Annotated in this window: 19 protein-coding genes; 10 read left to right on the top strand and 9 right to left on the bottom strand. The window is 45.7% G+C overall.

Going from position 1 to position 25382, the window contains the following annotated elements:
• Positions 1 to 23: 23 nt before the first annotated feature.
• Complete coding sequence (locus tag MHI38_RS08345) at positions 24 to 926, bottom strand: polysaccharide deacetylase family protein (protein WP_244159166.1); 903 nt, start codon at positions 924 to 926, stop codon at positions 24 to 26.
• A gap of 380 nt (positions 927 to 1306) precedes the next feature.
• On the opposite strand from MHI38_RS08345, the gene MHI38_RS08350 reads away from it, so the two are divergent.
• Together MHI38_RS08350 and MHI38_RS08355 are read left to right on the top strand one after the other, a co-directional pair.
• Positions 1307 to 2251, top strand: a complete 945-nt coding sequence (locus tag MHI38_RS08350; RefSeq protein ID WP_308722850.1) for a DMT family transporter — start codon at positions 1307 to 1309, stop codon at positions 2249 to 2251.
• Between the two features lie 34 nt (positions 2252 to 2285).
• Positions 2286 to 3122, top strand: a complete 837-nt coding sequence (locus MHI38_RS08355; RefSeq protein WP_154887907.1) for a sulfurtransferase — start codon at positions 2286 to 2288, stop codon at positions 3120 to 3122.
• A 151-nt stretch (positions 3123 to 3273) separates the two neighbouring features.
• Here the strand turns inward: MHI38_RS08355 and MHI38_RS08360 are convergent, their stop codons facing one another.
• On the bottom strand, positions 3274 to 4113 hold the full coding sequence (locus MHI38_RS08360; RefSeq protein ID WP_154887905.1) for a helix-turn-helix transcriptional regulator: 840 nt from the start codon (positions 4111 to 4113) through the stop codon (positions 3274 to 3276).
• Between the two features lie 119 nt (positions 4114 to 4232).
• On the opposite strand from MHI38_RS08360, the gene MHI38_RS08365 reads away from it, so the two are divergent.
• Positions 4233 to 5012 (top strand): SDR family NAD(P)-dependent oxidoreductase, encoded by a 780-nt coding sequence (locus tag MHI38_RS08365; protein WP_341181151.1) that lies wholly within the window; start codon positions 4233 to 4235, stop codon positions 5010 to 5012.
• A 224-nt stretch (positions 5013 to 5236) separates the two neighbouring features.
• On the opposite strand, the gene MHI38_RS08370 is transcribed toward MHI38_RS08365, so the two are convergent.
• Positions 5237 to 6796 carry an acetamidase/formamidase family protein gene (locus MHI38_RS08370; protein WP_154887901.1) on the bottom strand — a complete coding sequence of 520 codons (1560 nt, stop codon included), beginning with the start codon at positions 6794 to 6796 and terminating at the stop codon, positions 5237 to 5239.
• A 456-nt stretch (positions 6797 to 7252) separates the two neighbouring features.
• On the opposite strand from MHI38_RS08370, the gene MHI38_RS08375 reads away from it, so the two are divergent.
• Positions 7253 to 7693 (top strand): hypothetical protein, encoded by a 441-nt coding sequence (locus MHI38_RS08375; protein ID WP_154887899.1) that lies wholly within the window; start codon positions 7253 to 7255, stop codon positions 7691 to 7693.
• Positions 7694 to 7832: 139 nt separating this feature from the next.
• Here the strand turns inward: MHI38_RS08375 and MHI38_RS08380 are convergent, their stop codons facing one another.
• Positions 7833 to 8444, bottom strand: a complete 612-nt coding sequence (locus MHI38_RS08380; protein WP_154887898.1) for a hypothetical protein — start codon at positions 8442 to 8444, stop codon at positions 7833 to 7835.
• Positions 8445 to 8590: 146 nt separating this feature from the next.
• Here MHI38_RS08380 and MHI38_RS08385 point away from each other — a divergent pair, with 146 nt between their 5' ends.
• Positions 8591 to 9409 carry an alpha/beta fold hydrolase gene (locus MHI38_RS08385; RefSeq protein WP_186809607.1) on the top strand — a complete coding sequence of 273 codons (819 nt, stop codon included), beginning with the start codon at positions 8591 to 8593 and terminating at the stop codon, positions 9407 to 9409.
• Positions 9410 to 9848: 439 nt separating this feature from the next.
• A complete protein-coding gene (locus MHI38_RS08390; RefSeq protein WP_341181152.1) occupies positions 9849 to 14828 on the top strand; it encodes a discoidin domain-containing protein in 4980 nt (1659 codons plus the stop codon).
• A 155-nt stretch (positions 14829 to 14983) separates the two neighbouring features.
• Here MHI38_RS08390 and MHI38_RS08395 read toward each other — a convergent pair whose 3' ends face one another.
• The 3 genes from MHI38_RS08395 to MHI38_RS08405 all read right to left on the bottom strand — a co-directional run bounded on the left by MHI38_RS08395 (position 14984) and on the right by MHI38_RS08405 (position 17989).
• Positions 14984 to 15928, bottom strand: a complete 945-nt coding sequence (locus MHI38_RS08395) for a DUF5050 domain-containing protein (RefSeq protein WP_253492301.1) — start codon at positions 15926 to 15928, stop codon at positions 14984 to 14986.
• A gap of 240 nt (positions 15929 to 16168) precedes the next feature.
• A complete protein-coding gene (locus MHI38_RS08400) occupies positions 16169 to 17596 on the bottom strand; it encodes an exosporium glycoprotein BclB-related protein (protein WP_308722854.1) in 1428 nt (475 codons plus the stop codon).
• A gap of 33 nt (positions 17597 to 17629) precedes the next feature.
• Positions 17630 to 17989, bottom strand: a complete 360-nt coding sequence (locus MHI38_RS08405; protein WP_308722855.1) for a hypothetical protein — start codon at positions 17987 to 17989, stop codon at positions 17630 to 17632.
• Between the two features lie 779 nt (positions 17990 to 18768).
• Between MHI38_RS08405 and MHI38_RS08410 the strand changes: the two genes are divergently transcribed.
• Positions 18769 to 20703 (top strand): carbohydrate-binding protein, encoded by a 1935-nt coding sequence (locus MHI38_RS08410; protein ID WP_154887892.1) that lies wholly within the window; start codon positions 18769 to 18771, stop codon positions 20701 to 20703.
• Between the two features lie 46 nt (positions 20704 to 20749).
• Positions 20750 to 22315: a glycoside hydrolase family 43 protein gene (locus tag MHI38_RS08415; RefSeq protein ID WP_154983263.1), complete on the top strand. Its 1566-nt coding sequence runs from the start codon at positions 20750 to 20752 to the stop codon at positions 22313 to 22315.
• A gap of 128 nt (positions 22316 to 22443) precedes the next feature.
• On the opposite strand, the gene MHI38_RS08420 is transcribed toward MHI38_RS08415, so the two are convergent.
• Positions 22444 to 22974 carry an NAD(P)H-dependent oxidoreductase gene (locus MHI38_RS08420; protein ID WP_341181153.1) on the bottom strand — a complete coding sequence of 177 codons (531 nt, stop codon included), beginning with the start codon at positions 22972 to 22974 and terminating at the stop codon, positions 22444 to 22446.
• A 198-nt stretch (positions 22975 to 23172) separates the two neighbouring features.
• On the opposite strand from MHI38_RS08420, the gene MHI38_RS08425 reads away from it, so the two are divergent.
• Together MHI38_RS08425 and MHI38_RS08430 are read left to right on the top strand one after the other, a co-directional pair.
• A complete protein-coding gene (locus tag MHI38_RS08425; protein WP_308722858.1) occupies positions 23173 to 23541 on the top strand; it encodes a winged helix-turn-helix transcriptional regulator in 369 nt (122 codons plus the stop codon).
• A gap of 184 nt (positions 23542 to 23725) precedes the next feature.
• Complete coding sequence (locus MHI38_RS08430; protein WP_090915079.1) at positions 23726 to 24445, top strand: SDR family NAD(P)-dependent oxidoreductase; 720 nt, start codon at positions 23726 to 23728, stop codon at positions 24443 to 24445.
• 38 nt (positions 24446 to 24483) lie between these two features.
• Here the strand turns inward: MHI38_RS08430 and MHI38_RS08435 are convergent, their stop codons facing one another.
• Positions 24484 to 25218 carry a hypothetical protein gene (locus MHI38_RS08435; RefSeq protein ID WP_341181154.1) on the bottom strand — a complete coding sequence of 245 codons (735 nt, stop codon included), beginning with the start codon at positions 25216 to 25218 and terminating at the stop codon, positions 24484 to 24486.
• Positions 25219 to 25382 lie beyond the last annotated feature (164 nt).

Below are 25382 nucleotides of genomic sequence, written 5' to 3' on the forward strand. Positions count from 1 at the left end.
TTCTCCCTCTCTTGCCATAACGTCTACAGACGTGTATCCCCGCTAAAATTGGCAACCCAGTGTGCGCTCGGATCATACACTTCAAATTCGTAGCCCCGATCTTCCAGCAGCTTCATAATGCGCGGCAGCGCCTGCACAGTCTGTTCCCGTTCATGCATCAAAATAACTTCCTTATCCCTGTGCACACTATTGCTCACTCGGGCTACAATTTTATCCGGCTGACCGGGAAGATTCCAATCCAGGGAATCTGTCGTCCAGTCCCACATTTTGAAACCTGCCGCTGCAATGTCTCCCCTGAATGCTTCACCAATCTGCGGACTGCTACCGTAAGGAGCACGGATGAGATGCGGTGTGTATCCGATCAGTTTCTCGACCATTTTCTGTTCCTTTTTGAACTCATTCACAAAGTTCGCCGAACTTCCGCTCTTATAGAGTTTCTTATAGTTATGTGTCATGCTGTGTAAACCAGGATAACTACCTTCCTTCAGCAAACGTTTCACCGCATCCGGATGCTCATTTAACTGCCGTCCAATCATGAAAAACGTCGCTTTCGCTTCATGTTGCTTTAAAATATCCAGCAATTGATCTGTATATTGACTTGGTCCATCGTCAAATGTTATGTACACCACTTTTCGAACCTGACCCATAAATCGTGCCGGCTCCTCTTTCGACTCCGGTGTAACCTGAATCATCCCCAGCTTTGCGGGTTGCTCAATAACAGCAATTGGCGGTGGTGCCATTACCGTTTTCATCCAATGGGTCATACCGATAAACACATATGTCAAGCCCGCAACAAACACAAGCAAGAGCATGATCGCCACGCTCAATCTGCCGTAGCGGATTTTCCTTTTTTTATGAGTTTGTTTTCGACTGACACTGCGAATCGCATTTCCATAGTCTCGCGTTGTTTCTTGTTGTACTCTCACGACCTAGCCACTTCCCAACTGTCTTTTTTTCCCGATGAATGGAATATTATATCGATTCACGTCTCTATATAGAAGATTAATAGAAAAACCGTCGCTGTGAATGACAGAATAGTTACAAGCTCGGTTACAATCTACTTATCTCTTTTCCATGTTTCTCTAACCACGGATGTGCAACTGAATTTATTCGTTGTTAAAAGTAAAACGTGTTTCATGGCCGAGATGCTGCTTCCAATTTTTTCAGCGTCCATACAACATTTATATATATCAAGATATCTGCTGCGTGGTGAAGTATCTTTACCTGCTGATGTCTTCCCTGCACTGACCTTCTCCTGTATAATGAGGTGATTTAGGTTATCTATTTACAAGAAGGAGCTACACCTATGACAAGCATGAACCGTGCCGGCAGATCCATCTATTTGTTATTTTTTGTCGGCATTATTGCCATTTCTTTCTCTTCTATTTTTGTACGCTGGTCTGACTCAGATGTTGCGGTCATTGCCATGTATCGCCTGTTTTTAACTAATGTGCTCATGCTGCCTTTCGTTTGGCCACACAGGCATGAGATGCTTCGTCTGAATGTTCGTCAGTGGGTTTTGTTACTCGCTTCCGGTGTGATGCTTGCGCTACACTTCCTGCTCTGGATGGGATCACTGAGATTAACCAGTGTCGCCAGTTCCACCGTCATCCTTGCTCTCGAGCCGATTCTGATTCTGGCCGGATCGGTGTGGCTGTTCAAAGCCAAAATCAACCGCATGATGCTCATTGGCATGGGTATCGCGCTGTTGGGGTCGATCATTATCGGTGCAGGAGATTTTCAGGTGGCAGGGACCGCGCTACAGGGAGATATTTTATCATTACTTGGCACGATGGCAGTGGCTGTGCATATGTTGCTGGGACAATTTTTGCGAACAGGTCTCAGTGCATTCTCGTATAATTTCTGGGTGTTTCTTGTCGCTGCCTGTACGTTCGCGGTGTACAATCTGTTCATGGGGCATCCGTTCGGCGGTTACGCGGCTTCGGAGTGGGGAATCTTCCTGTTACTGGCTATCGTGCCTACCATCTTTGGACATTACCTCTTCAACTGGTTGTTGCAATATATGAACGCGACCACGGTATCTATGGGCGTTCTCGGAGAGCCTGTATTCTCCTCCTTGCTGGCCTGGGTACTGCTGGGCGAAGCATTGAGTACACTTCAAATGTCGGCAGGTGTCGTGATCCTGTTCGGGGTGTGGATCTTCATTCGGTACGGCAAAACCAAACCCCAGGCCATTCCAGCTGATGCGCCCATCGCCGCTCCAGTTCCTGTTGAACCGAAGACGGTGTAAAAAAATTCATTACATATGAAGGCGGTGTGTTGTTATGAAAAATATAGTATCCATGCGCTGGCTGCTCGCCAGAATGTACGAATCCGATGTTGCTATCGTAGATTGCCGTTTCCTGCTCGGTCAACCCGATGCCGGACGTGAAGCTTATGAAGCCGGACATATTCCGGGGGCTGTCTATCTTGATCTGGAAAAGGACCTTTCCGCTCCGGTCACTGAGCACGGCGGACGCCATCCACTCCCTGATCCGGCTGCACTCGCAAGCCGCCTCGCTAAAGCAGGCATCGGCTCCAATAGTCGCATCATTGCCTATGATGATCAAGGCGGCATGAACGCATCACGTTTATGGTGGCTGCTTCGTTACTTGGGACATGAACAAGTTTATGTCATGGACGAAGGTTTCTCGGCTTGGCAGAATGCCAAGTTCCCGGTGACAACGGACATCCCGGTACAGATTCCATCTTCGTTTGACGTGAACCTGCAACCACAGATGCTCGCAAGCGTTACGGATGCGCAACAAGCTTCGGCAAGCGGTAGCGCCGTGCTGGTTGACTCCCGTGATGCCCGCCGTTATGCAGGGCTGGAGGAACCGATCGATGCGAAGGCCGGACATATTCCGGGGGCAGTGAATTATTTTTGGAAAGAAGTGCTTGGTACGGATGGTCGCTGGTCTGGTGTTGAGGCATTAGAGGAGCGGTTCGTGAAGCTGGGGAAAGATGATGCCATTATCGTGTACTGCGGCTCTGGCGTATCCGCCTGCCCGAACGTGATTGCGCTGGAGGAAGCGGGATTCTCGAATGTGAAGCTGTATTCCGGGAGCTGGAGCGACTGGATTAGTTATGAGGGAAATACAGTAGCGACGGGGGAAGAGTAGTTCGGAGGACAAGTCTACAGTTTCTCAATGACAAATACACCGCCTTGCAGGCCGATGTCTGGGGCGGTGTATTTTCCGTTCCTGAGCGCGAGCCGGGAATACAGGAGTGGTAAAAGCATCGTTGCACGGGATGGCTAGTGATTTTCAACTTTTACGGTGGCCCACTCGCGCCCGTGAAGTAATGCTTTAAACGAGATTTGGTTGCCGGATGAGGCATATAAATCATCATTCGATGATCTGGTTCATTGGGAAATTGAAGGGTGACATGCTCGAATTCAATAACTCCAAACGTGGGGTGCAAAAGCTTCTTGTAGCCGTCAAGGGAGCCTGGCACTTCATGATACTGCCACATTCTTGTAAAATCATCGCTTGTCCTCTTCAGATCTTCAATTAACTTGTCGAATGAATCATCATTCAGATACCGTGCTCTTGCCGTTCTGAACTCAGCAATCATTCTTCGTGAGACACTCTCCCAATCCTCCGATCCTTCTTTCCAAATAGAATCCGTAAATTGGCGCCACATCAAATTATAATCATGCGGGGGTGACACCCTATGAATCATAAATACAGCAGCTGCCGCTTCATTCCAAGCTAAAAAATCCCACTTTTTCCCGATGACATAGGCCGGATTAGGATGCAATTCATTCAGCATGTCCTGAATGGATGGGCTCAGTTTCTCTTCAATGATCGTTGATTGAGGAGGCAGTGATTCTCCAGCAAGCAAAAAGAGATGTCTTCGCTCATTGGGTGTCAGCTGGAGTGCTGAAGCCAAGCTTTCCAGTACACCTACCGACGGACGAATATCACGACCTTGTTCAAGGCGCGTGTACCATGAGAGCCCTATATTCGCGATCCCGGCGACCTCCTCTCGCCGCAAGCCTCGTGTGCGACGACGATTGCCAGGCAAAAGGCCAACATCAAGGGGAGAAACGGAGGCGCGTAAATCTCTTAAGAAATTACCTAGCGCTAAACGGCGCTCACTGTCGTTCAAGTAAACCTCCCCCTTATCCTATCACTCACAAACCTACCATTAAGCAGGTTCTCGTGACCGTTTAGTAGTCAAATTATACTGAAGGCAGTTGATGAGATCAACAATTCCAGGCAAGGAGAATGAATATGACAACCATTGCAGGACAAATGTTGGCAAACAAGGTAGTAATGATTACAGGTGCGGGGCGAGGCATTGGAGCTGAGGCAGCAAGACTGTTTGTACAGCAAGGGGCTTCTGTGATGCTCGTCGCGAGGACAGAGTCTGAGTTGCGTAAAGTCAGGGATGAAATTGTGACATCGGGTGGAGATGCTGCATATTTCACAGCCGATCTGTCCGATTCACGCAATGTTGAACAAGTTGTTAAAGCTACAGTGGAACGATATGGCCGTCTTGATGCCGCTTTTAATAACGCAGGTATTGGAGTCACGGTATCATCGCTGGTGGATGAAAGAGAAGAAGACTTCGACCTGATCCAGTCCGTAAATTATAAAGCAGTCTGGATGTGCATGAAAGCCCAGATTAAAATTATGATGGAGACTTCAGGGTCAGGTTCTATTGTTAACACCAGCAGCGTGGGTAGTCTGAAGGGAAATCCGGGCTTGGGAGCTTACGGGGCATCTAAACGAGCGGTAAACAGTCTGACTCAAACAGCTGCAGTCGAATATGGTCCAGCGGGTATCCGTGTCAATGCAATTGCTCCGGGGACCACAATGACGGATATGATTCAGCAGTGGGTTTCTATCAACCCCGATATCATTGAACAGATTCGTGCGAAGACACCTCTGAGGCGTCCTGCTGAACCTATTGAGATTGCTAATGCAGCCGCTTGGTTGCTTAGTGATTATTCATCTTTTATTACTGGAGTCGTTTTGCCTGTGGACGGTGGACTTAGTGTATAAGATTCAGTGGTCTAGGTCGGAATGTCTGAATTGATGTAGACATATCTTCGATTGCAATCGCAAGCGGGTTATGGGAAGAATAAATATTTTGATGATATTCTTAGAAAAGGCTTTCTGGACTAATCTGAGAGTTAACAAACTCCCAGTTAGTCCCTTTTTTTAATTCACGTTAAAAGAAAAAACGCGATGGACATCCGTCCACCACGATTGAACAATGAAATCGATTATTGCTTTTTACTTAACGATACGTTTGCTGTTAACGTCTTGTCGATCGTCGTCCAGTTTACATAAGCACCTAGTATTTCATTGATAACAGAAACCGGAACTACGGTTTCGCCATTTAAAAGCTTTGGCACTTTACTATTGAACACTAGTTTATCGTTAATTGAATACACATCCGAACCAATTTGGGCACTTATATCTTTCGTGCCTAATTTAATTTTCGTTGTACGCGTCTTATTATCCCATTCAACTGCGCCACCTAATAGCTCCGAAATGGTTCGAATCGGTACGTAAAATTCATCGTTATGAACAACCGGTTTGATGGTCGTACCCCCTACATTCATTGCAACGTCAACATATTCAAGGAAATCGCTCTTTCGAATGAGCCCATGAACCCCTTTCGTTCGGTCTACGACCTGGGATACTTCATAATCCGTTGCCGCCGATAGGTACGCATAAGCTACACTTCTATCCATATCAAGCTTATCGGATAAGAATTGAATCGATTCACGTACTGATTCTTTCATTGCTTCATCCAAATCAGGATCAAGTCCAATGGGAATCCAATAATCCTCTGTTTCAGCAAAGGGTTGCGTGAATTCTCCACGATGCGGGATCGATGGATCACCTTTCTTTAACACCGTTAACCGAACTGTCCCCCTTAAGGAAGCTTCCAATGCAGTTAACGCTACTTCCCCATCTCCTTGAGCAAAGTGTGGATCTCCAGTATAAAATAAACCGCCTTTGACTTGAATCGGATAATAAATAGTTGCACCGACACCTAACTCATTAATATCCATATTCCCTCCCGTTTCAATAGGCGGGATCGAACTCACTACTTCGCTGGTATTCGGTGCAACCCCCATAACACCTAGAAACGGGTTAATGGGGAAACGTACATTTTTCCCAGCTTTTGTTGGTAACAAACCATACCAATTACCGTTGATCTCTTCAATAGGTGTAAATATAGATACATTATTATATAGTTCAGGTTTTGTTGCGCTAGCCCCCTCTTGTGGGCCTGTATTTTCTGGAAACTCGTCAGGAAGGGCACCTTTACCATGACGATTAGAAATGACACCATAGGGAACTCGAGTTTGCAACGAAAGGACTTCTACTTTAAGAACATCTCCTGGCATTGCTCCCTCAACGGCTACTGGCCCAGTGATGATATGAGGTCCGTCTTTTACATAATCATGCTTAATTGGAGAAGCCGCAATTGCCTTAGCATCATCCAACACGCCATCGGGGGAGATACCGAATTTGCCGAAGTACTCCACTGGATTTCTCCCCTGATCTTCAATCAGTCCCTCATGCGATACCGTATCAAATGTTACAGCACTTCCTGATGGTACTGTGAGAATCGGAGAGCTATCTCGATTAGGCAGTGATCCCCAGCGAACGTTTTCAATCGCAGACGTTACATAATAATCACCTTCTACCTTATCAAATGTTGTTGGTTGCAACGGCATACTAAATCCCACTGAAGGTAGAGCAAATGTAAACATACCCACAATCCCTACTGAAACACCAATTTTCCTAATCGTTCGGTTAATAAACATCACGTCCCCCCTAGGTTATGCAACATTATGTAATATTATATAACACGTATAAACAGTAACATATAAATCTATTTAAAACAATATTTTCTTGTTAACAAAAGTAACAAAAAAGGGCTATAACCCGAGAAAAACTTATTAAATCATAAACAAATGTTAATATATCTAACATATGAAAGGCGTGTAAAACTTAAATATGTTTCCTAAACTTAATGAACATTCTTCAGATATCAGTTATGAGGGGAATGCGGTGGTTGCCCGTATTTATTCATCGGCTTTTTAGGCACTATATTGGTTGGGGTACACGTCGTGATCTATCAAATTCATTCTATAGACTTCATTTAAATAATAAAAATCGCCCCTAATTTTGTTATCTATTAAACGTGCTAAAATAGGATTTAGACCTGCTAAACTTATTGAGGGGTACCTCCTCAATCCATCAAGAAGAGGTGAACAACGATGACGGAGTCATATCATGGAATACATTCGAATTTGCAATTTCCAAGTAGCATCTTTAATATCGACCGCAAGGATGTTCCAGCACTTCTGGAAGCTACGAACGTCAAGCACCAGGAGACCATTGCGGAAAAACTGACTGGTTCGGAGTATGCACTTCATTTACTCCTTGCTGTAGAAGCTGCTAAGCAACTAGTATCAGAATGGACTGAAGCAGTACAGCGATGGTCGCCGCCGCTTATCCTTGATCTGTCCATATGCTCAATTGACTGCGCTGTTGAACTCCTGCAAAACCCTGAGCGGCGACTGCTTCGCTTCTGGTTTTATTCCGAAGATGTACCGGAGGACTGGAGAGAGGGGCACAGTGACCGCTTTTTCGATCTTACGGTGACCATTGACGCCGAATCACTGACCGTGCAACATGCTGCAGGGCCAAGCAGATGAAACAATAGAGCCTGCATTCGGAGACACTAACACTTGTCGATACTCTACCAACAGCCTGAAGGACATTAACACAGACTTCGGGCTTTGAAGCCAGAGTGTAGTAAGTAACAAGTATAACGGCTCTACAATACCTGATCCACTATTTCAATTTATCCACCCGTTCACTATTCTCCCAGATGGCAGGATTATTAATCACCTGACTCTTCCCACGCATAATAGAATCGTAACTATCCTTTCCAGATGTATACCAGTCCACAATAACTACCTTTCCTTTCAGATCTTGTACCAAGAATTCAGTAGACTCCGCATATTCACCTACATCCTTTATAATACGTGCATTCATTTTTAGATAATAAAAACTCTGCTCTCCTTCAATATAATCCACTTTTTCAGCTTCCATCTTGACCTCTCTCACTTGGTTATAAGTTAAATTGTTCTTGCGAAACAGATTATATTGTGATCTGATCTTCTTTTCCGTATATAGTTTGAGGTTCGGGTTATCAATATATCTACTAACGTCAAATTCCAGACCGTTCCATATGACTTTGTAATATCCAGATAAAACCTCTGCACAGAGTTCATAAGCCTTCTCCGTATCCAAAGTAGATAAACTTGGATTGTTGGTCGTTCCCCTCCCTATCAGAGAAGCAGAATCTCCATGTCCCCCTTTGCCCTTGCTACGATCAGACTGTTCACATGCACTAGTAAGCCACATCGTTATTAACAATAAAACAAGGTAAGTATGCTTCATCGTATCCCTCCAAGACTCAATTTTCAATTAATCAATATTTTATTAAAATTTTATATAATTAACATAATTATTTACATTTTTACCTCAAAAGAATATACTCTGATATGAATGAATATCTTAATTATTCCCATATTAGGAGGGTATGTATGATGAAACGTTGGCTATCTTTAACTCTAAGTTTTTGTCTGGTTTTTCTGATGGCAGCTCCACTTGCAGAAGGGAAAACGAATCAGGTTGGCTCTAGCGGGCTCTATGAAGTAAGTACAGGGGTTGCTTTGTATGCGAATATTCAAGGAGTGAAAACGTCTCTCCCTACCGTTGTTTTCATTAGCGGATACGGTGACGATTCATCCGTCTGGTCTGGTATCCAATCCAAGATATCCCATAAAACGTTAACGGTTTCTTATGATCGTGCTGGGCTCGGACTTAGTGACGATACTACCAAAGATAAAACAACAAAACAACAGGTGAAAGAGTTACATAAGCTGCTTCGAAAAGCTAATATTCCAGGTCCATATGTACTGGTAGGACACAGCATTGGCGGATTAAATGTGCGAGGATTTGCTGATCGTTATACCAATGAAGTTGCAGGAGCTGTGCTGATCGATGCCTCTCACGAAAAGCAAGAGGAAGCTGTTCTGGCAACCTTGCCGCCCGAATTTATAGAGATGTACCAGTCACAGTTTACTGCGGAAGGGGATTATGCAGAAGTAACCAAGAGCTTTAAATATATCGAAAAACTGCGTGCCAAGGATGCAATGCGGAATTTACCATTAACCGTAATTTCTGCAACAGAACATGGCATGGGACCAGAAATGGAAATCAAATGGGCTGAAATGCAACAAGATTTAGCATCCTTGTCTAATCAGGCTACTCATGTCACTGCGCCAAACTCAGGACACTATGTGTACCTTGAACAACCTGAGCTTGTGCAACAAGCAATCATTTCTATGCTAGAGCAATAACTTATGTATCGGGGGTTCAATCTTCCCTATAGAAATTCATGAAGCTCGCGAATAGCGAGCTTTTTGACTTGCCTGTAACAACTTACCTCGATCAGAGGTGCCTGAGGAAGGATAGTATCTCGCTTAGATAAAAGTAAAAAGAAAACATTATATTGCTATCCGACCGTAATCCTAATTCGGCATTTCATAGTTACACACCACGCTTGCCTCCTGTAGGACATATGTCTCTTTTTCTCCGAAAACGATTAAAAAAACTTTATAATCCACTCCAAATGATCGATATACAACAAATGAACATCCGCATATCCCATGATTGCAACCTGAAATCGATCTCAGGAATGCGGCACGGGAGAACAGAATCATACATATAACAGGTTGTTAGGAAAAAGAGAAAGTTCTGTCTAATGGAAAGACAAGAGCTAACAAAGGAGACGAAGATGTGAAGGGACGAACGAGTCACAAACGAAACAAACGCAGTATCTGCGTGAACCTGCTGTTATCTATGCTATTGTTGATCAGCAGTGTGCCGCTATGGCCAAGCAAGGCAGCAAACGCTGCAGCAGAAGGGTCATATCTCTTATCCCTGAACAGACCGGTGTATAGTTCCTCATCCCTTGGCGGAAATACAGCCGATCATGCCGTGGATGGCAACAAAAATACCCGGTGGGAAAGTGTTTGGCAGCAAGACCCTCAGTGGATCTATGTTGACTTGGGTGCAGTGGCTTCCATCTCGAACATCTCGATTGAGTGGGAAAATGCTTATGCTTCCGCCTTCGACCTTGAAGTGTCCGATGACGAGGTGAACTGGACGCAAGTATACTCCACAACGAAGGGTCAAGGCGGTATGACGGAAGTTGAGGTTTCCGCCAATGCACGATACGTACGTTTGTTCAGTCATGAACGAGCACAGCAAGCCTACGGTGTATCTCTGTACGCGTTCAATGTGTATGGAACGGGCGGAGCAAATCCACCTCCGAAACCGGTTGCTACCAACCTTGCCCTTGGTAAAACGGTCATAGCTTCATCGGAAGAGATTGACGAACCTAGCCGCTCCGCCGAAGATAAGGCCAAGATGGAAAAGCGCAATTACGAAGCGCGCAATGTGACAGACGGTGACCCGGGTACACGCTGGTCTTCCATCTACAAGGATCAGGAATGGATTGTTGTGGACCTTGGCGAGCGTCATGAAATCGGAGGAATTTCGCTACAATGGGAAAATGCGTTTGGACGCGCTTATGACATTCAGGTATCCAATGACGCAAAGCAATGGACTACGTTGTTTCGGGAGTTACACAGTAATGGTGGACGAGATGACATTCCTGTATATGCAGAAGCCAGATATGTAAAGTTCGCAGGACTTGGCCGAGGTACAACCAATGGCTATTCGCTCTATGCCTTTGATGTATATGAGTATATTCAAGGTGATGAACAACCGGTCTACACCATTCCGGCTATCCCGGAGATGAGCTCAGTACAGGTTGGGGCCGGCAGTTATGCCATTAATGACATCACGATGCTACAACCGAAAAACCCGAAAAATCGCACAACTGACATCACTACTCCGATTCCATCTAATGACTGGTGGCAGTCAATTCTTGTTTCGGATTTAGGTGATGGAAATAGTCTCGTTACACTTCCGTTCAAAAATCGATACACCAAGCAGGGGCTTCATGTTTTGAATCCTGGTGCGGGATACCTTTCTGCTGACGGCAACTCGATGGATGCGGATGGTGAAGCAGACCTTATCCTGACTACAAGCAATATAAACCCAGCTAAGGTTAATACCAAGGTAGCAGGGTACGGGGATTACTCCGCTAACATCATCATGAGTGATGACGACACGGCGAAGGTCAGTACAACTTTTGTCAAAGGCTCCCCTTTCCTGTACAACACGTTCGAGAACCCGGACACGATCCTGCTCCGTTCACCGAACATCACACGTCTTTTTGATGATCAAAACCGTGAGATTATGCTCAAGGACGGGGAATCATGGACTGGAGATCATATCGGTATAGAAGTCACCAATCAAGACAGGGCTCCTTCGCCCCAAACCTTTACAAGAAACTACGGCCTTTATGCACCAGAGGGTACCACACTTATAAAGCTTGGCAATACACTTAAGATCAAGCTGGGATCAAACGAAAATTATTTGTCGCTGGCTACCCTGCCGTCTGCATCAGAATTAGCATACTATTATCAGCATGCCTATGCTTTTGTGACGGATACGAAGGTTGATTACAACTACAGCGAGAGCACTTCCCAAGTTACAACGACCTTCAGCTCCGTTACACAAACGAAGCGTGCCAACTTTTCCACCAGCACATTAATGGCTTTGTTCCCGCACCAGTGGAAAATTGCAACAACTCCACTTACGGAGCTCACTTATCCTTCCATTCGCGGGATGATGAAAGTAAGCGAAGGCAACAGCTTTACGACACAGGATCGTTTCTACGGCATTATTCCGCAATTCGTGGAGCCGGATGATCCGACATACTCACGCGCGCAATTAATCAGCTATCTGGATCAGCTTGATGCAGATACGTCAGGCAATTTAATGAGCGAAGATCCCTACTGGCAGGGGAAAAAGCTTCATCCGCTTGCGCTGGGTGTGCTCATTAGCGACCAGCTTGGGGATCACGAACGTCGGGACCACTACCTGTCCCTGTTAAGAAACATTTTGACAGACTGGTACACTTACTCACCGGATGAACGTCTGCACTCCTATTATTTTTATTACTCGGAGCAATGGGGAACGATCTTCCCTTACGGAAGCGGGTTCGGCGTCAACACCGGGCTGACGGATCATCATTTTACGTATGGCTATTACGTCTTTGCCTCTGCGGTACTGGCTATGTATGATCCGACATTTGTAGAGGATTATGGAGATATGGTTGAGTTGCTGATCCGAGATTACGCCAATCCTTCGCGAACAGACAATCAATTCCCATGGATGCGTAATTTTGATCCTTATTCAGGCCATTCCTGGGCAGGCGGTTATGCCGACAATCTCAGCGGAAACAATCAGGAAGCGGCTGGCGAAGCTCTGTTTAGCTGGGTCGGGCAATATATGTGGGGCGAGGTCACAGGCAATAAAGCCTATCGCGATACAGGCATATGGGGCTTCGTCACCGAAGAAAAAGCAGCCGAGCAATATTGGTTCAACTATGATGGAGACAACTGGCTGGAAGGATACAAACACGCTACTGTAGGGCATGTATACGGCAGTGCCTACCTCTATGGCACATACTTCTCCAATGATGCAGAGCATATTTACGGCATTCACTGGCTGCCGCCGGCGGAGTGGATGACCTATTATGGCCGTGATCCGAAGAATACCGCCGCACTTTACAACGGTCTGATCAAGGATCTGGGTGGTCAGCAAGAGCGCACATGGCAACACATCATCTGGCCTTTCCAATCCATCGGGGACCCGGAGGCTGCTCTTGCAAAGTGGAATACGAAAGACATGCAGCAAAACGAAGTCTTTAACGCATACTGGTTCATGCACAGTATGGCATCCACGGGAACACGTACAATGGATATTTGGGCTGATTCTCCGGCAGTAACCGTCTACGAAAAGGACGGCGTCTACACAGCGCAAATCTGGAATCCGTCCGATACCGCCAAAACAGTTCGATTTTATAATGCCAGCGGAGCTTTGGGTTCAGCTACCGTCTATGCGAAGGCTCAAGTAAAGGTCAATCCGTTGGAGCATACGGTAGTCAAGCAGCCGGATGCTTCGCAAGGCGTCACTTATCTGGATCGTAGCACATGGACGATTACCGCCTCTTCCAGTTCGGAAGCAGTGGAACGCATGATTGATGGAGATTTGGCTACCCGCTGGTCATCTGGACAAACGCAACAGCCTGGAGACTGGCTCCATATTGATCTGGGCAGTGAGCAGATGTTGGATACTCTCTTTATGAACTCCGGCAATAACTGGGGTGATTATGCCCGCGGGTATGAAGTTTACGTTTCGAAAGACAATGAGAACTGGAGCAAGCCGATTGCACAGGGAACAGAAACATCGCCGAGCTTGTCCGTTGATTTGGGGATGCAGACTATGCGTTACATCAAAATTGTTTTGACTGCTCCCGCAGACAGTTGGTGGTCCATCTCGGAACTTAAGCTCGCCCGATTTGGTAAATTGGTCCAAGCACCTGAACATCCAAATCCAGCTCCAGCTCCATTGCCCGATCGGTCAACCTGGATCGTGACCGCTTCCTCCACAAAAGGAACCGATATCACGGCTCATATGCTGGATGGAAAAAAAGAGACATTATGGACGAACGGGCGAAAGCAAGCGGAGGGACAATGGATCACGATTGATCTTGGGCAAACAAGTGCTTTTGATGCAGTCGAGTTGGACTCTGGGAACGCCAAGGATGACTATCCACGGCAATATCGCATTTTCGTTTCCGATGACGGGCAAAACTGGGGAACATCCATTGCTGGAGGCGAAGGAGCGTCAGGACGTCTCTCCATCACCTTCCCTGAGCAACAGGCTCGTTATGTGAAAATCATGCAGACGGGTGAATCCGACCAATGGTGGTCGATCTCTGAGTTGTTCGTTCAGCACTATGGAACAGGAAAACAAAAACGTCTCCTGCCAGATGCATGGTCCGTTACAGCGTCTTCCAATGAGGAGGCTGCAACGGCGATACTGGATGGTACGGATCAAACACGCTGGACTTCTGGCCAGACACAAACAGGCGGCGAGTGGATTCAGCTCGATCTGGGTGACTCACAGATTGTGAATCGGATTGTACTGGATAGTGCTCACAGCAGTGACGATTATGCTCGTGGTTACGAAGTATACACCTCTCTGGATGGCACGGATTGGGGTAAAGCTGTGGTAGCTGGTGAAGGGAAAAATGCCGTGCTTTCTATTGCTTTTGCTCCCCATGAGGCTCGCTATATCAAAATAGTTCAGACCGGAACGGATTCCCACTGGTGGTCTGTAGCTGAAATCGCAGTTTATACCGCTGATCAGACGCCATGGACACCCGGGGAACAGGATCATTTGTTGCCTACTGAACTGGATCGGACGTCTTGGACAGTTACGGCTTCTACGTCCGAAGACGTTAGCGCACTGCTGGATGATGATCTGAACTCACGCTGGACCTCTGCATCTGCACAACAACCAGACCAATGGATTCAGATTGATCTGGGAAGCATCCAGAATTTCAGCCGGTTAACTATGGACTCAGGTAGCAGCACCAATGACTATGCCCGAGGTTATAAAGTCTTCACTTCAACGGATGGAGAGCAATGGAATTTAGTTTCCGAAGCTTTGGGAACTGATCCTGTAATCTCCGTGATGTTTACGACCCACCAGGCACGATATGTCAAAATTGCTTTGACTGCGGATACTCCCGAGTGGTGGTGGTCTATTGCTGAATTGAGAGTGTACCGTTGATACGCTGAACCAATGACTAAACTTTAAAAGATTCAAATTCAGCACATCTTATAACTAAAGATGTAAAAAAGTACAGGGACCTCAAGCCACGATCGGCAAGAGATCCCTGTTTCCTTTTGTGATATATGATAGAATGCCCATCGTCAGGCTAATCATTACTTTTTGATTTTACCATCATATCCAAGCTTATAAACAGTACCTTTATCAAAAGATAGGAATGCAAGACCGTCGCCTACTAAACCTATAAATCGATCATTTGAGTCTAAAGAACGTAGCTTGCTCTTCTTGCCTGTATAACGATTATAAATATACAAGTCACTCTTATTTTTGCCATTCTTGTCTACTGAAAAACTTCGATAATAAAACTTATTATTTATATATGCTACGGGATCAATATACTCTTTAGAGGCAAATGTTTTTTTTATATTTGCATTTAAATCGGAAAAATGACCTTTGTAGCTATAACCTCCATCTACGATCTCCAAAAAAAACATAACATTCCCATAAAATTCGTATAACTCCACACCTTTAGAAGATAAGCTCTTCAACCCTGTACCATCTAAATTCATACGATAAAACTTGTCATTATCCCTGTTTGTATAATAGATATGTCCGTTGTTTATTTTAAAATTATAAAAAGGAGATTTAGACAATATCGTTTGTTCGTTTGAACCATCTGTTTTCATTGAGCCGAAAGACAACGCATCTGGCGTTTCCGCAGTCCTTTCATCTTTAACAAAATAAATCGTATCTCCTACAGCAGTAAACCTTGCAAAATTATCCTCTTTGTTAAGTGAGGTTAATGCCGATCCATCTTTCTTAATTTTAGCCATCTGACGATTCCAAGGGTCTTGCTCATTTTCAATCAGAAAATAGATCCACTCTCCAACCCATTTTACATCTGAAACTCGCTTAGGGAATATAGACTCTGTTTTGCTTCTATTACCTGTGAATGTTGTAACGTTGATGCCCATCAAATCTCCGTCATCTTCATAACCTTCCCATACTAAAGTTTTAGCGGAATCCTCAGCCCCATATACAGGTACTACACCTAACAACATGATCACACTTAATAACGCTACCAACCATTTTCTTCTCATTCTTTTCTCCCTAAATTATGTATTTTTCTACATTATCTATTGTAAGTTGAATTTAAAAATAGAACAATCCTTTTACTCTACATTCTGGCATGCTCTCCGTTATGAAATAACTACAGACCCTGCATGTAAATGAAGTGAGCATAATTATAAGTAAACTCAGATGAAAGAACCTATCACCATATGGCGAAAGGTTCTTTTTGTGTGTTCTAGAATTGATAAATTGTACTGTAAAAGATTTCATTAAGTGATGGTAAGGCCACCGCTTGCATATCCTGCAATCGTTGAAGCCACATCAACTCCGGCGGTTACTGATGCAGAGAAGACCATAAGCAGACGGTCACCGGCGGCTACCGGGATACTCAACCCTGTAGTCAAACCGTTGGCGATCGTGCCTAATGACAACACGCCTGTCAGTGCTGGTGCCAAAGTTACAAGGGCTCCCGGTACAGCCGTAAATGTATTGTTCGGTGTAGTTGAACGGAATAATTGTGCAGTTATCGTTATTGTAGATCCAACCAAGCTAAGTCCAGCTGTCGTACTGAAATAAGCAGCCAATGAAGTTATCGTCCCTGCACGCGGAGCAGAGAAAGCAAAGTTCAGCAAGGTTCCGGCAGCTCCTGTGAGATCAATGATTCCTCCATTAATCGTCACTCCAGACGCATTATTACCAAAGCCAACCAAGCTGGAGGTATTCAAAAGTCCGCCCAGCACCGTAGTCAACGAAGCTGGTAACCCAGATGCATAAGGGATAATCGCTCCAGAACCTGTCGCTCCGGTCACACCCGTTACTCCCACCAGACCCGTGGCTCCAGTCGCACCCGTCACTCCTGCCAGACCTGTTGCTCCTGTCGCACCCGTCACTCCTGCCAGACCTGTTGCTCCGGTTGCGCCAGTCACTCCTGCCAGACCCGTTGCTCCGGTCGCACCAGTCACTCCCGCCAGACCCGTTGCTCCGGTCGCACCCGTTACACCTGCTAGACCTGTTGCTCCAGTCGCACCCGTCACTCCTGTCAGACCTGTCGCTCCAGTCGCACCCGTCACTCCTGCCAGACCTGTTGCTCCAGTCGCACCCGTCACTCCTGCCAGACCCGTGGCTCCAGTCGCACCCGTTACTCCCGCCAGACCTGTCGCTCCGGTCTCACCCGTTGTTCCTGTTGCTCCCGTAGCTCCCCCGGTTGCTCCTGCTGGCCCCGTCGCCCCGGTTACCCCCGTTGCACCAGTCGGACCTGTCGCCCCGGTTACTCCCTGAGCTCCAGTCACACCCGTCGCGCCCGTAGCACCGGTTGCGCCTGTGACTCCTGTCATACTTGGAGTTTCTCCCAGCAACTCAGAAGAAACTAAACGATGTGCTGTTACCAAAGAGCCTGTGCTGCTTTTTCCCCATACGGAGACTTGAAGAGGATCATTAACCGTCGCTGTAGTAGTAAACGTGAATTCAAAGGCATCCAGATTGGCAAAATAGTTGTTCGTTATCACTTGATTTGGTGCGATGTCCAAAGATTCACTGACATACAAAACTCTCAATCCGCTACTCATATAATACCCTTGTATCTGTACAGTTGAGGATGTAACTTCACTGCGGTTATCAATTCTAACCGTTACGGATTGAGTTGGTCTAACACCACTAACAGCGTTATTTTCGATCGGCCCTGTCGATAAAAAGCTCATCGCTACATTCCCTTCTTTCGAAAAAAGTATTTTCTACAGATCTTTAACTGTTTGTTCGTGCTCCACTACCCGGTGTGCATCCACCAGTTGACCTGACGCATCTTTGCCCCACACTGAAATTCCGACGTCTCCCACTCGTGCATCGCTTAATCCAAACACAAATTCAAAAGCATCTAGATTTGCAAAATAATTTCGGGTCACTGCTTCATTAGGTGCAATACTGATTACTTCACTTACATACAGCGTTCTTGTTGTACTCAGCACATAACCCTGAACGGATACACTTACCGCATCTACAGCAGCCCGACTCACCAATCTGATCGTTACCTGTTGTGTCGGTCTGACCCCGGAAACGGCATTATTTTCGATCGGTCCAGTTGATAATATAGCCATTTTCCCATCCCACCTTTTGTGAACCTCTTACTCTAGCATTACTTGACATCATGGATCACATATTAGTCATATTCATTCACTAGATCAGCGGTGTGGACCATAGACAGGGGACAGTTCACCATTATCAAGCCATAAGTGCCATTAACACCTAAAACTTCATCCATACAGAGCTTGCAAATATGTATAATCCGTGTTTATTTCAACCCAAAAATGACCGTTCCTCATGAAATGATGGAGCTACGGCCACCATTGGATACATCTTATTGATGTCACTCTTACAAATGAATAAACCTCCACCCAACTTTTTCTTACAAATTTTGATAGAAAATGATTGTATTGTGGCAGAAATGTGATATGATATCGTCAAATACAAAAAAACATTTTTAAACAAAAATGAAAAATAATTACATAAAACGAGTCACAACTCTGTTTTTTTCTTTTTAAAACCATTCTATTGAAAGCGATTACATTGCACAACAGGACAATTATATACTTTTTCACACACAAGTTCATACTTCCCCCACCCTATTCCTGGGTTACCGCTGTCAACTTGCTACAGTAGATAGCTATTCTCTGTACAGGTTGTATGGCTTAAGCCATAGATCACAAACATGTACGATTCAATCGATCTCTTCTTTGAAAGGAGGTGTGATAAAGAACATTTACTCATCATTCTTCTTTTTCTTCTCACTGTAGCTCCCTCATCAAACAGCTCTGTTCAACCATTCAGCGTAACACTCAATAACACTATTCCATACTAATTCAATGGAGGCGAACGTATGAAGATCCGTAAACCATTAGCTCTGCTGATGTCACTAATTTTGATTTTTTCCACTCTACCTGCCGAGTCAAGCTATGCAGCAAATAATGCTGTTGCCAAAACGCCTGTAAATGCCAATCCGCTCGTCGATCACAAATTGGGAGCTGATCCTTACGTACTCGTTCACAACAATCGGGTCTACGTATATATGACAGGGGATACCTACCTCTACAACAACGACGGATCTGTTCGCGAAAACAACTACGGCACCATCGGCAGAATCAGCGTGATCTCCTCGGCTGACATGGTGAACTGGACCGACCACGGCTACATTCCGGTAGCCGGTGCAAACAATGCCAACAATGGACAAGGCATTGCCAGATGGGCAAGCCAGTCTTGGGCACCAGCGATGGCCAAGAAAACCATCGCGGGCAAAGATAAGTTTTTCCTGTATTTCGCCAACTCGGGTGCAGGTATCGGTGTTCTGACTGCTGATTCTCCAATCGGCCCTTGGTCTGATCCACTCGGACGTGCACTTGTCACACATGGAACGCCTGGCATGTCGGGTGTAACTTGGCTCTTTGACCCGGCTGTACTTGTTGATGACGACGGCTCCGCTTATCTGTATGCAGGCGGCGGTATTCCGAACGAAAATAATGCAGCTTCCATTGCAAATCCAAAAACAGCACGTGTCATTCGTCTTGGCGCCGATATGACCAGTGTAGTTGGTAGTGCCACGACCATTGATGCACCTTATCTGTTCGAAGATTCAGGTATTCATAAGTACAACGGCAAATATTACTATTCATATTGCATCAACTTTGCTGGAAACCATCCGGCAGCCTACCCAAAAGGTGAAATCGGATATATGGTAAGTGACAGCCCGATGGGGCCTTTCACATACAAAGGACATTTCCTCAAAAATCCGGGGGCATTCTTCGGTGTAGGCGGTAACAACCACCATGCCGTGTTCCAGTTTAATAACCAATGGTATGTCGCATATCATGCACAAACCGTGAGTAAAGCCTTCCTCGGTGATGGCAAAGGATACCGTTCTACCCACATCAACAGACTGACACATAACGCAGACGGATCGATTCAGGAAGTGCAGGGGAACATGACCGGTGTGCCTCAGACAGCTAACCTTAATCCGTATAACAGAGTGGAAGCCGAGACCATTGCTTGGCAAGCTGGCATCAATACACAGCCGACTCAAGCAAGCGGTGGACCAACCGCCAATCAAAATGTGACGAATATCAATAATGGGGACTGGGTCGCTGTTAGTAATGTGGATTTTGGTTCAACAGGTGCATCGAAATTCAAGGCCAACGTAGCTTCTACCGGAAATGGTAACATTGAACTCCGCCTTGGCAGCCCGACAGGTACTCTGATCGGCACGCTTAACGTTACTTCAACAGGTGGCATGCAGAACTGGCGTGAGCTCGAAACCAATATCACCAACACAACAGGACGTCATCATCTGTATCTGGTATTTACAGGCTCAGGCAACGGAAATCTGTTCAATCTGGATTACTGGCAGTTTACTTCCGGTTCCGGTGGTAACCCCAATCCAAACCCTAATCCAAATCCAAACGTGACTCGCGTTGAAGCGGAAAGCATGACCCTTGCCGGTCAATATGCCGGGTTGATTAGTTCTCCTTTTAACGGTGTGGCGCTCTATGCTAACAATGATTCTGCGTCTTACAATCAATTCTTTGCTAACCCTACACATCAGTTCTCTCTTCGCGGGGCTTCCAACAACAATAGTACAGCCCGTGTTGATCTCGTTATTGGCGGGGTAACCGCTGGTTCGTTCTTTTTTACCGGAACACAGCCAACGGTACAAACTTTGCCGAACATCACACATGCCACAGGGAATCAGGAAATCAAACTGGTTGTGACCACGGATAATGGTACCTGGGATGCTTACATCGATTATCTTGAAATTTCGTAATCATTCATAATGATCTGTCGATTTTGACATTCCAGGAGGTTTAGTTATGTGGAAAAAAATCGGGTTGCTCCTGCTCACACTTCCTCTGCTGTTAACATCATTGCCATTGACCCCGCAGTCTGCCTCTGCGGCAACGTTTAACAATCCGGTCATTTATGCAGATGTGCCGGACAGCGATGTCATCCGCGTGGGCAATACCTTTTATATGACCAGTACCACCATGCATATGAACCCGGGCGTTCCTGTCATGAAGTCAACCGATCTGGTCAACTGGAGCATTGTGAACTATGTATATGACACACTTGGCAACGGTGATGTACAGAACCTGAATAACGGTCAGAACGAATACGGGCGCGGATCTTGGGCCAGTAGCCTTCGCTACAACAATGGCACCTACTACGTCGCATTCGGTTCCCTTTCCACAGGAAGAACGTACATCTATCAGACTAGTAACATCGAAACCGGACCATGGACGCCTTACACGTTGAACAGTTATTACCATGATCCCTCCCTGCTCTTTGACGGAAACCGTACGTTTCTTGTCCACGGCAGTGATAACATCAGCATCGTTGAGTTAACACCTGATGCCAAAGCTGTGAAATCCGGCGGTCTGAATCAGGTGTTGATCCCGAATGCTAGTCATATCGCTGGCTCCAATATGATTGTAAAAGCAGAAGGCGCACACATTCAGAAGATTAATGGCATGTATTACGTCTTCCTGATTGCTTGGCCTTCCGGTGATGGACGAATCCAGCTCGCCTATCGTGCGAACTCATTGACAGGGCCGTATACTGGCAAAGTGGTGCTCAGAGATTCGGGCATCGCGCAAGGAGGTATTGTGGATACCGCTTCTGGTGCATGGTATGGTTTCCTGTTTCGCGACCGAGGAGCCGTTGGACGCATTCCATATCTGGTACCGGTAACCTGGTCGGATAACTGGCCCGTATTCGGGGTGAATGGCAAAGTTCCATTGACAATGAACATGCCTGTGGAAGGACAGCCAGCCGCTAAAATCTTCGGTTCAGATGAGTTTAATGCGCCTTCGGGTACATCTACTCTCTCGAAGTTCTGGCAGTGGAATCATAATCCTGACCCGTCAAAATGGTCCTTGAGCCAGCGTCCAGGTTTCATGCGGCTGACCACAGGCAAACTCAGCAAAAATATATTGGAGGCTCGCAATACGTTGACACAACGCACGTTTGGGCCGAAAAGTACAGGCATTACCGCCTTGGAAACGGCAGGTATGAAGGATGGCGATTATGCCGGCCTAGCCGCTTTTCAGGCCAAATATGGCTTTGTAGGCGTCAAGATGACAGGCAATACCAAGTCAATCGTAATGACAAATGCCAGTTCCGGCACGATGACAGAGGTGGCAAGTGTGCCCCTGAACCAGAATAAAATTTATCTGCGGGTCATCTGTGACTTCACCAATCAGACAGATAAAGCCTATTTTGCTTATAGTCTGAATGGAACGAACTGGACAACCATTGGCAATACGCTACAGATGTCCTATACGTTGCCACACTTTATGGGTTATCGCTTTGCATTGTTTAACTACGCAACCAAATCTACCGGAGGCTACGCTGATTTTGACTTCTTCCGTGTGGAGTAAGCGTGATGAACGTACTGCTGATTTTTAGAATCAGTACTGCGAATCGAAGTACACTTGAAGTACAACTGTGGCCTGGAATTCCGCTATGTGCGGAGCCAGGTCATTTTCATTATTTTTACGGAAACATCTCACTTGAACGCTTTAATATATTGAATATACGCTTCAGCACTTTGGTTAATCTCTTCATCACTTGCCTGGAACGAGGCACCAAAGACAGCATAATGCGGCAGTGCCGTAACGCCCACATGATTCATGCTTGCCTTGAACGGTGCAATCAGTTCTTCTACACTAAAACCTACCGGCTGTCCTTTTCCGTAATTCTCCCGCTGATCCCCGATTGTCATTGCCAGTCCCATCTGCTTTCCATGCAATCGATTGCCCTTTGATCCATAAGCCCATCCATGCGTGAATACTTCATCCAGCCATTTTTTGAGTAGCGGCGGGTAACTGTACCAATAGAACGGAAACTGCAAGATAATATGATCATGTGCCTCCAGTAGCTCCTGTTCGTGAGCAATGTCGATGTTCCAGTCAGGATAAGCTTGATATAATTCGTGGATATTCACCTCATCTGGGTGCTGCTCCAGCTCCATTTTCCAGCGGCGATTCACTCTTGAAGTTGTCATATTCGGATGTGCCAGAATAACCAGTGTTTTCATTGCATGCCTTCCTCTCTCCAAAACAATTTGATTTCTTTCCTTGATTACGGATCATTATCCACCCCGTCACCCCAAAAGAAAATACACACAATGAAGTAAGATACTTACCTCAAGGTGTGTATGGACTTCTGTTTTGTAACTGTGAGAAAATAAATAGTTATCCCTGTAAATACGTATAAATACAACGAGGTGATATGAATGAAGGAATATCGTTTGGGCATTGAAGCCACACTCGAAATCATTGGCGGCAAGTGGAAAGCCATCATCATCTGTTTATTAATGTCCGGTGTCAAAAGAACAGGAGAATTAGAGCGCAGCATGCCCGGCATTTCTCAAAAAGTACTGATTCAACAATTACGCGAACTAGAACGCGATGGTCTTGTCACAAGACATGTGTATCAGCAAATGCCGCCCAAGGTGGAGTACAGTCTTACGGAATATGGTGTGACAGCAAATACAATTGTGGATGTGATGTGTACCTGGGGAAGAGATAATATTGCGCTCAGGCAGCAACGAGGAGAAGACATTTTTTTGTTATCTGATGAACAAACGGAGCTCTACGAATGAAGCATCTCTCATGTAACCTTCATCTCCCATATCCCTCTTATATAGTAAAATATCATTATAATTATTAATTTTGATGTAGGTTGGATTCCTCTTATACCCCACTCATTTGAAGTAACGCCTTTGCCATAGCAAACAGGACGCTGGAGTAATGAATCCCATCTGTGCCATCAGGAGGTTTTTACTTATGAAAAAATATATTGTATTTGGCGCTAGTAAAGGATTGGGAGACGCATTTGTCCGCGGGGTGCCGCAGGCAGGAGATAAAGTGTGGGTTGTATCCCGCAGCAAACCAGAAAGTCTGCAACTGGAGGACGGTGTACAGCGCGTATGGATTCAGGCCGATCTCTCGGAGCTTCAGGCTGCCAAACAGATTGCAGAGCAGCTACGCAACGAAACGTTGGATGTGCTTATTTATAACGTAGGTATTTGGGAAAAGGAAGGATTTGAGGAACACTACACCTTTGATCAGGATGAGCCTTCTGATATTCAAGAGCTGATCCATGTGAATATAACGTCCACCATTGTATGCATCCAAGCTCTACTGCCTCAGCTTCGCAAGTCTGCCGCAGGCAAGATCATTCTCATCGGCTCTACAGCAGGCCTAAGCAATGCGGGGAATACTCAGGTTTCTTTTGTTGCCTCCAAATTTGCGATCCGTGGAATTACAGAAGCATTGAGAGAACATACCCGGCGGGATCACATCGCCGTAACCTGCATTAATCCGGGAGAACTGGCAGCAGAGATCCCCTATGAAGAAGGAATGGAACGCGCACTATCCGAGTATGGCGGAACGCGCATTCCGCTTCAAGACATGGTTTCGATCGTCCGGTGTATCGTCAGCCTGTCCAATGCAGCCTGTGTGAAAGAGATTAACGTTCCTGCCCTTACGGATATCAATACGTAGTAAACAGGATTGATCTATTGTATTACATTCGCGTTTCTTCACATTAAATATTGAGATAAATGCTCAATCGCCATCGATTGTAGTCGTTGTTGTTCAGGAATATGTTCATAGATGATATGTGACTTTCCCTGTCGGATCAGCTGTTCCCGTATAGCTGCAATGCGTCCTTTATTAAAGTCAATAAAGCGGAAATCCACCTGCCGAAGCCGCTCAAGCTCTGCTAGTCTAACAAATGAAGCGGCTTTGATGGCTGTATTGATCTCTTTCAGCTCCAAGACTTCCAGTGCACGGGCTGTCCATAAACACTCGATATCTTGAAGCGATTTCATGTAAACCAGTTCAAGCTGTCTGAGCCGGGGCATCTGCGAGAAATCACAACATTGTTCCAGCTTCGGCAAGGATACATGCAGATACTCAAGTCCGTGCATCTGCTCTAGTCCCTGGATACTCATCGGTTTCCGCACCGAGCCGAGTATTGTCAGATCCTGCACCTGTGCACAGTCCAGCTGTAAAGCGGATACATGTTTCAACTGCGCTAATCGCCCAAGAAAGCTCGATGGAAACTCCGCTTTAGGATCCGCATTCGAAATATGAAGAATCAGATCATGCCTGGCTGCAAAAACGTTCATATCCAATTCGGTCAAATTCTCATACGTATCCACGCCAACACGAAAATGAACCGTTGCCCTACGGCGCAAATGCTGCACCGCCTGATTCATTTTTTCTTCATTCCATGGCATTCCCTGTATCGAAGCATGCCAAATCGAGGTCATTTGCCATCCTCCCATTCCATCTGGTTTACATCCTATCCTAACTCCATTCCATTTCACTCCATTATAAACAACCTTCTCTAGACGAACCACCCAACGATGTTCTGGCTTTTCATTAAATTTTTTTTCATTCGACAAAAATATACATAAATCTATATTATATGCCG

This window comes from Paenibacillus sp. FSL K6-1558 (assembly GCF_038002565.1).
In the GTDB taxonomy this organism is placed as follows: domain Bacteria; phylum Bacillota; class Bacilli; order Paenibacillales; family Paenibacillaceae; genus Paenibacillus; species Paenibacillus polysaccharolyticus.

Excerpts from the sequence above, each read along its gene's own strand:
- MHI38_RS08350 (WP_308722850.1), top strand. The coding sequence starts at position 1,307 with ATGACAAGCATGAACCGTGCCGGCAGATCCATCTATTTGTTATTTTTT.
- MHI38_RS08355 (WP_154887907.1), top strand. The coding sequence starts at position 2,286 with ATGAAAAATATAGTATCCATGCGCTGGCTGCTCGCCAGAATGTACGAA.
- MHI38_RS08365 (WP_341181151.1), top strand. The coding sequence starts at position 4,233 with ATGAATATGACAACCATTGCAGGACAAATGTTGGCAAACAAGGTAGTA.
- MHI38_RS08370 (WP_154887901.1), bottom strand. The coding sequence starts at position 6,796 with ATGTTTATTAACCGAACGATTAGGAAAATTGGTGTTTCAGTAGGGATT.
- MHI38_RS08375 (WP_154887899.1), top strand. The coding sequence starts at position 7,253 with ATGACGGAGTCATATCATGGAATACATTCGAATTTGCAATTTCCAAGT.
- MHI38_RS08380 (WP_154887898.1), bottom strand. The coding sequence starts at position 8,444 with ATGAAGCATACTTACCTTGTTTTATTGTTAATAACGATGTGGCTTACT.
- MHI38_RS08385 (WP_186809607.1), top strand. The coding sequence starts at position 8,591 with ATGATGAAACGTTGGCTATCTTTAACTCTAAGTTTTTGTCTGGTTTTT.
- MHI38_RS08395 (WP_253492301.1), bottom strand. The coding sequence starts at position 15,928 with ATGAGAAGAAAATGGTTGGTAGCGTTATTAAGTGTGATCATGTTGTTA.
- MHI38_RS08400 (WP_308722854.1), bottom strand. The coding sequence starts at position 17,596 with ATGAGCTTTTTATCGACAGGGCCGATCGAAAATAACGCTGTTAGTGGT.
- MHI38_RS08405 (WP_308722855.1), bottom strand. The coding sequence starts at position 17,989 with ATGGCTATATTATCAACTGGACCGATCGAAAATAATGCCGTTTCCGGG.
- MHI38_RS08410 (WP_154887892.1), top strand. The coding sequence starts at position 18,769 with ATGAAGATCCGTAAACCATTAGCTCTGCTGATGTCACTAATTTTGATT.
- MHI38_RS08415 (WP_154983263.1), top strand. The coding sequence starts at position 20,750 with ATGTGGAAAAAAATCGGGTTGCTCCTGCTCACACTTCCTCTGCTGTTA.
- MHI38_RS08420 (WP_341181153.1), bottom strand. The coding sequence starts at position 22,974 with ATGAAAACACTGGTTATTCTGGCACATCCGAATATGACAACTTCAAGA.
- MHI38_RS08425 (WP_308722858.1), top strand. The coding sequence starts at position 23,173 with ATGAAGGAATATCGTTTGGGCATTGAAGCCACACTCGAAATCATTGGC.
- MHI38_RS08430 (WP_090915079.1), top strand. The coding sequence starts at position 23,726 with ATGAAAAAATATATTGTATTTGGCGCTAGTAAAGGATTGGGAGACGCA.
- MHI38_RS08435 (WP_341181154.1), bottom strand. The coding sequence starts at position 25,218 with ATGACCTCGATTTGGCATGCTTCGATACAGGGAATGCCATGGAATGAA.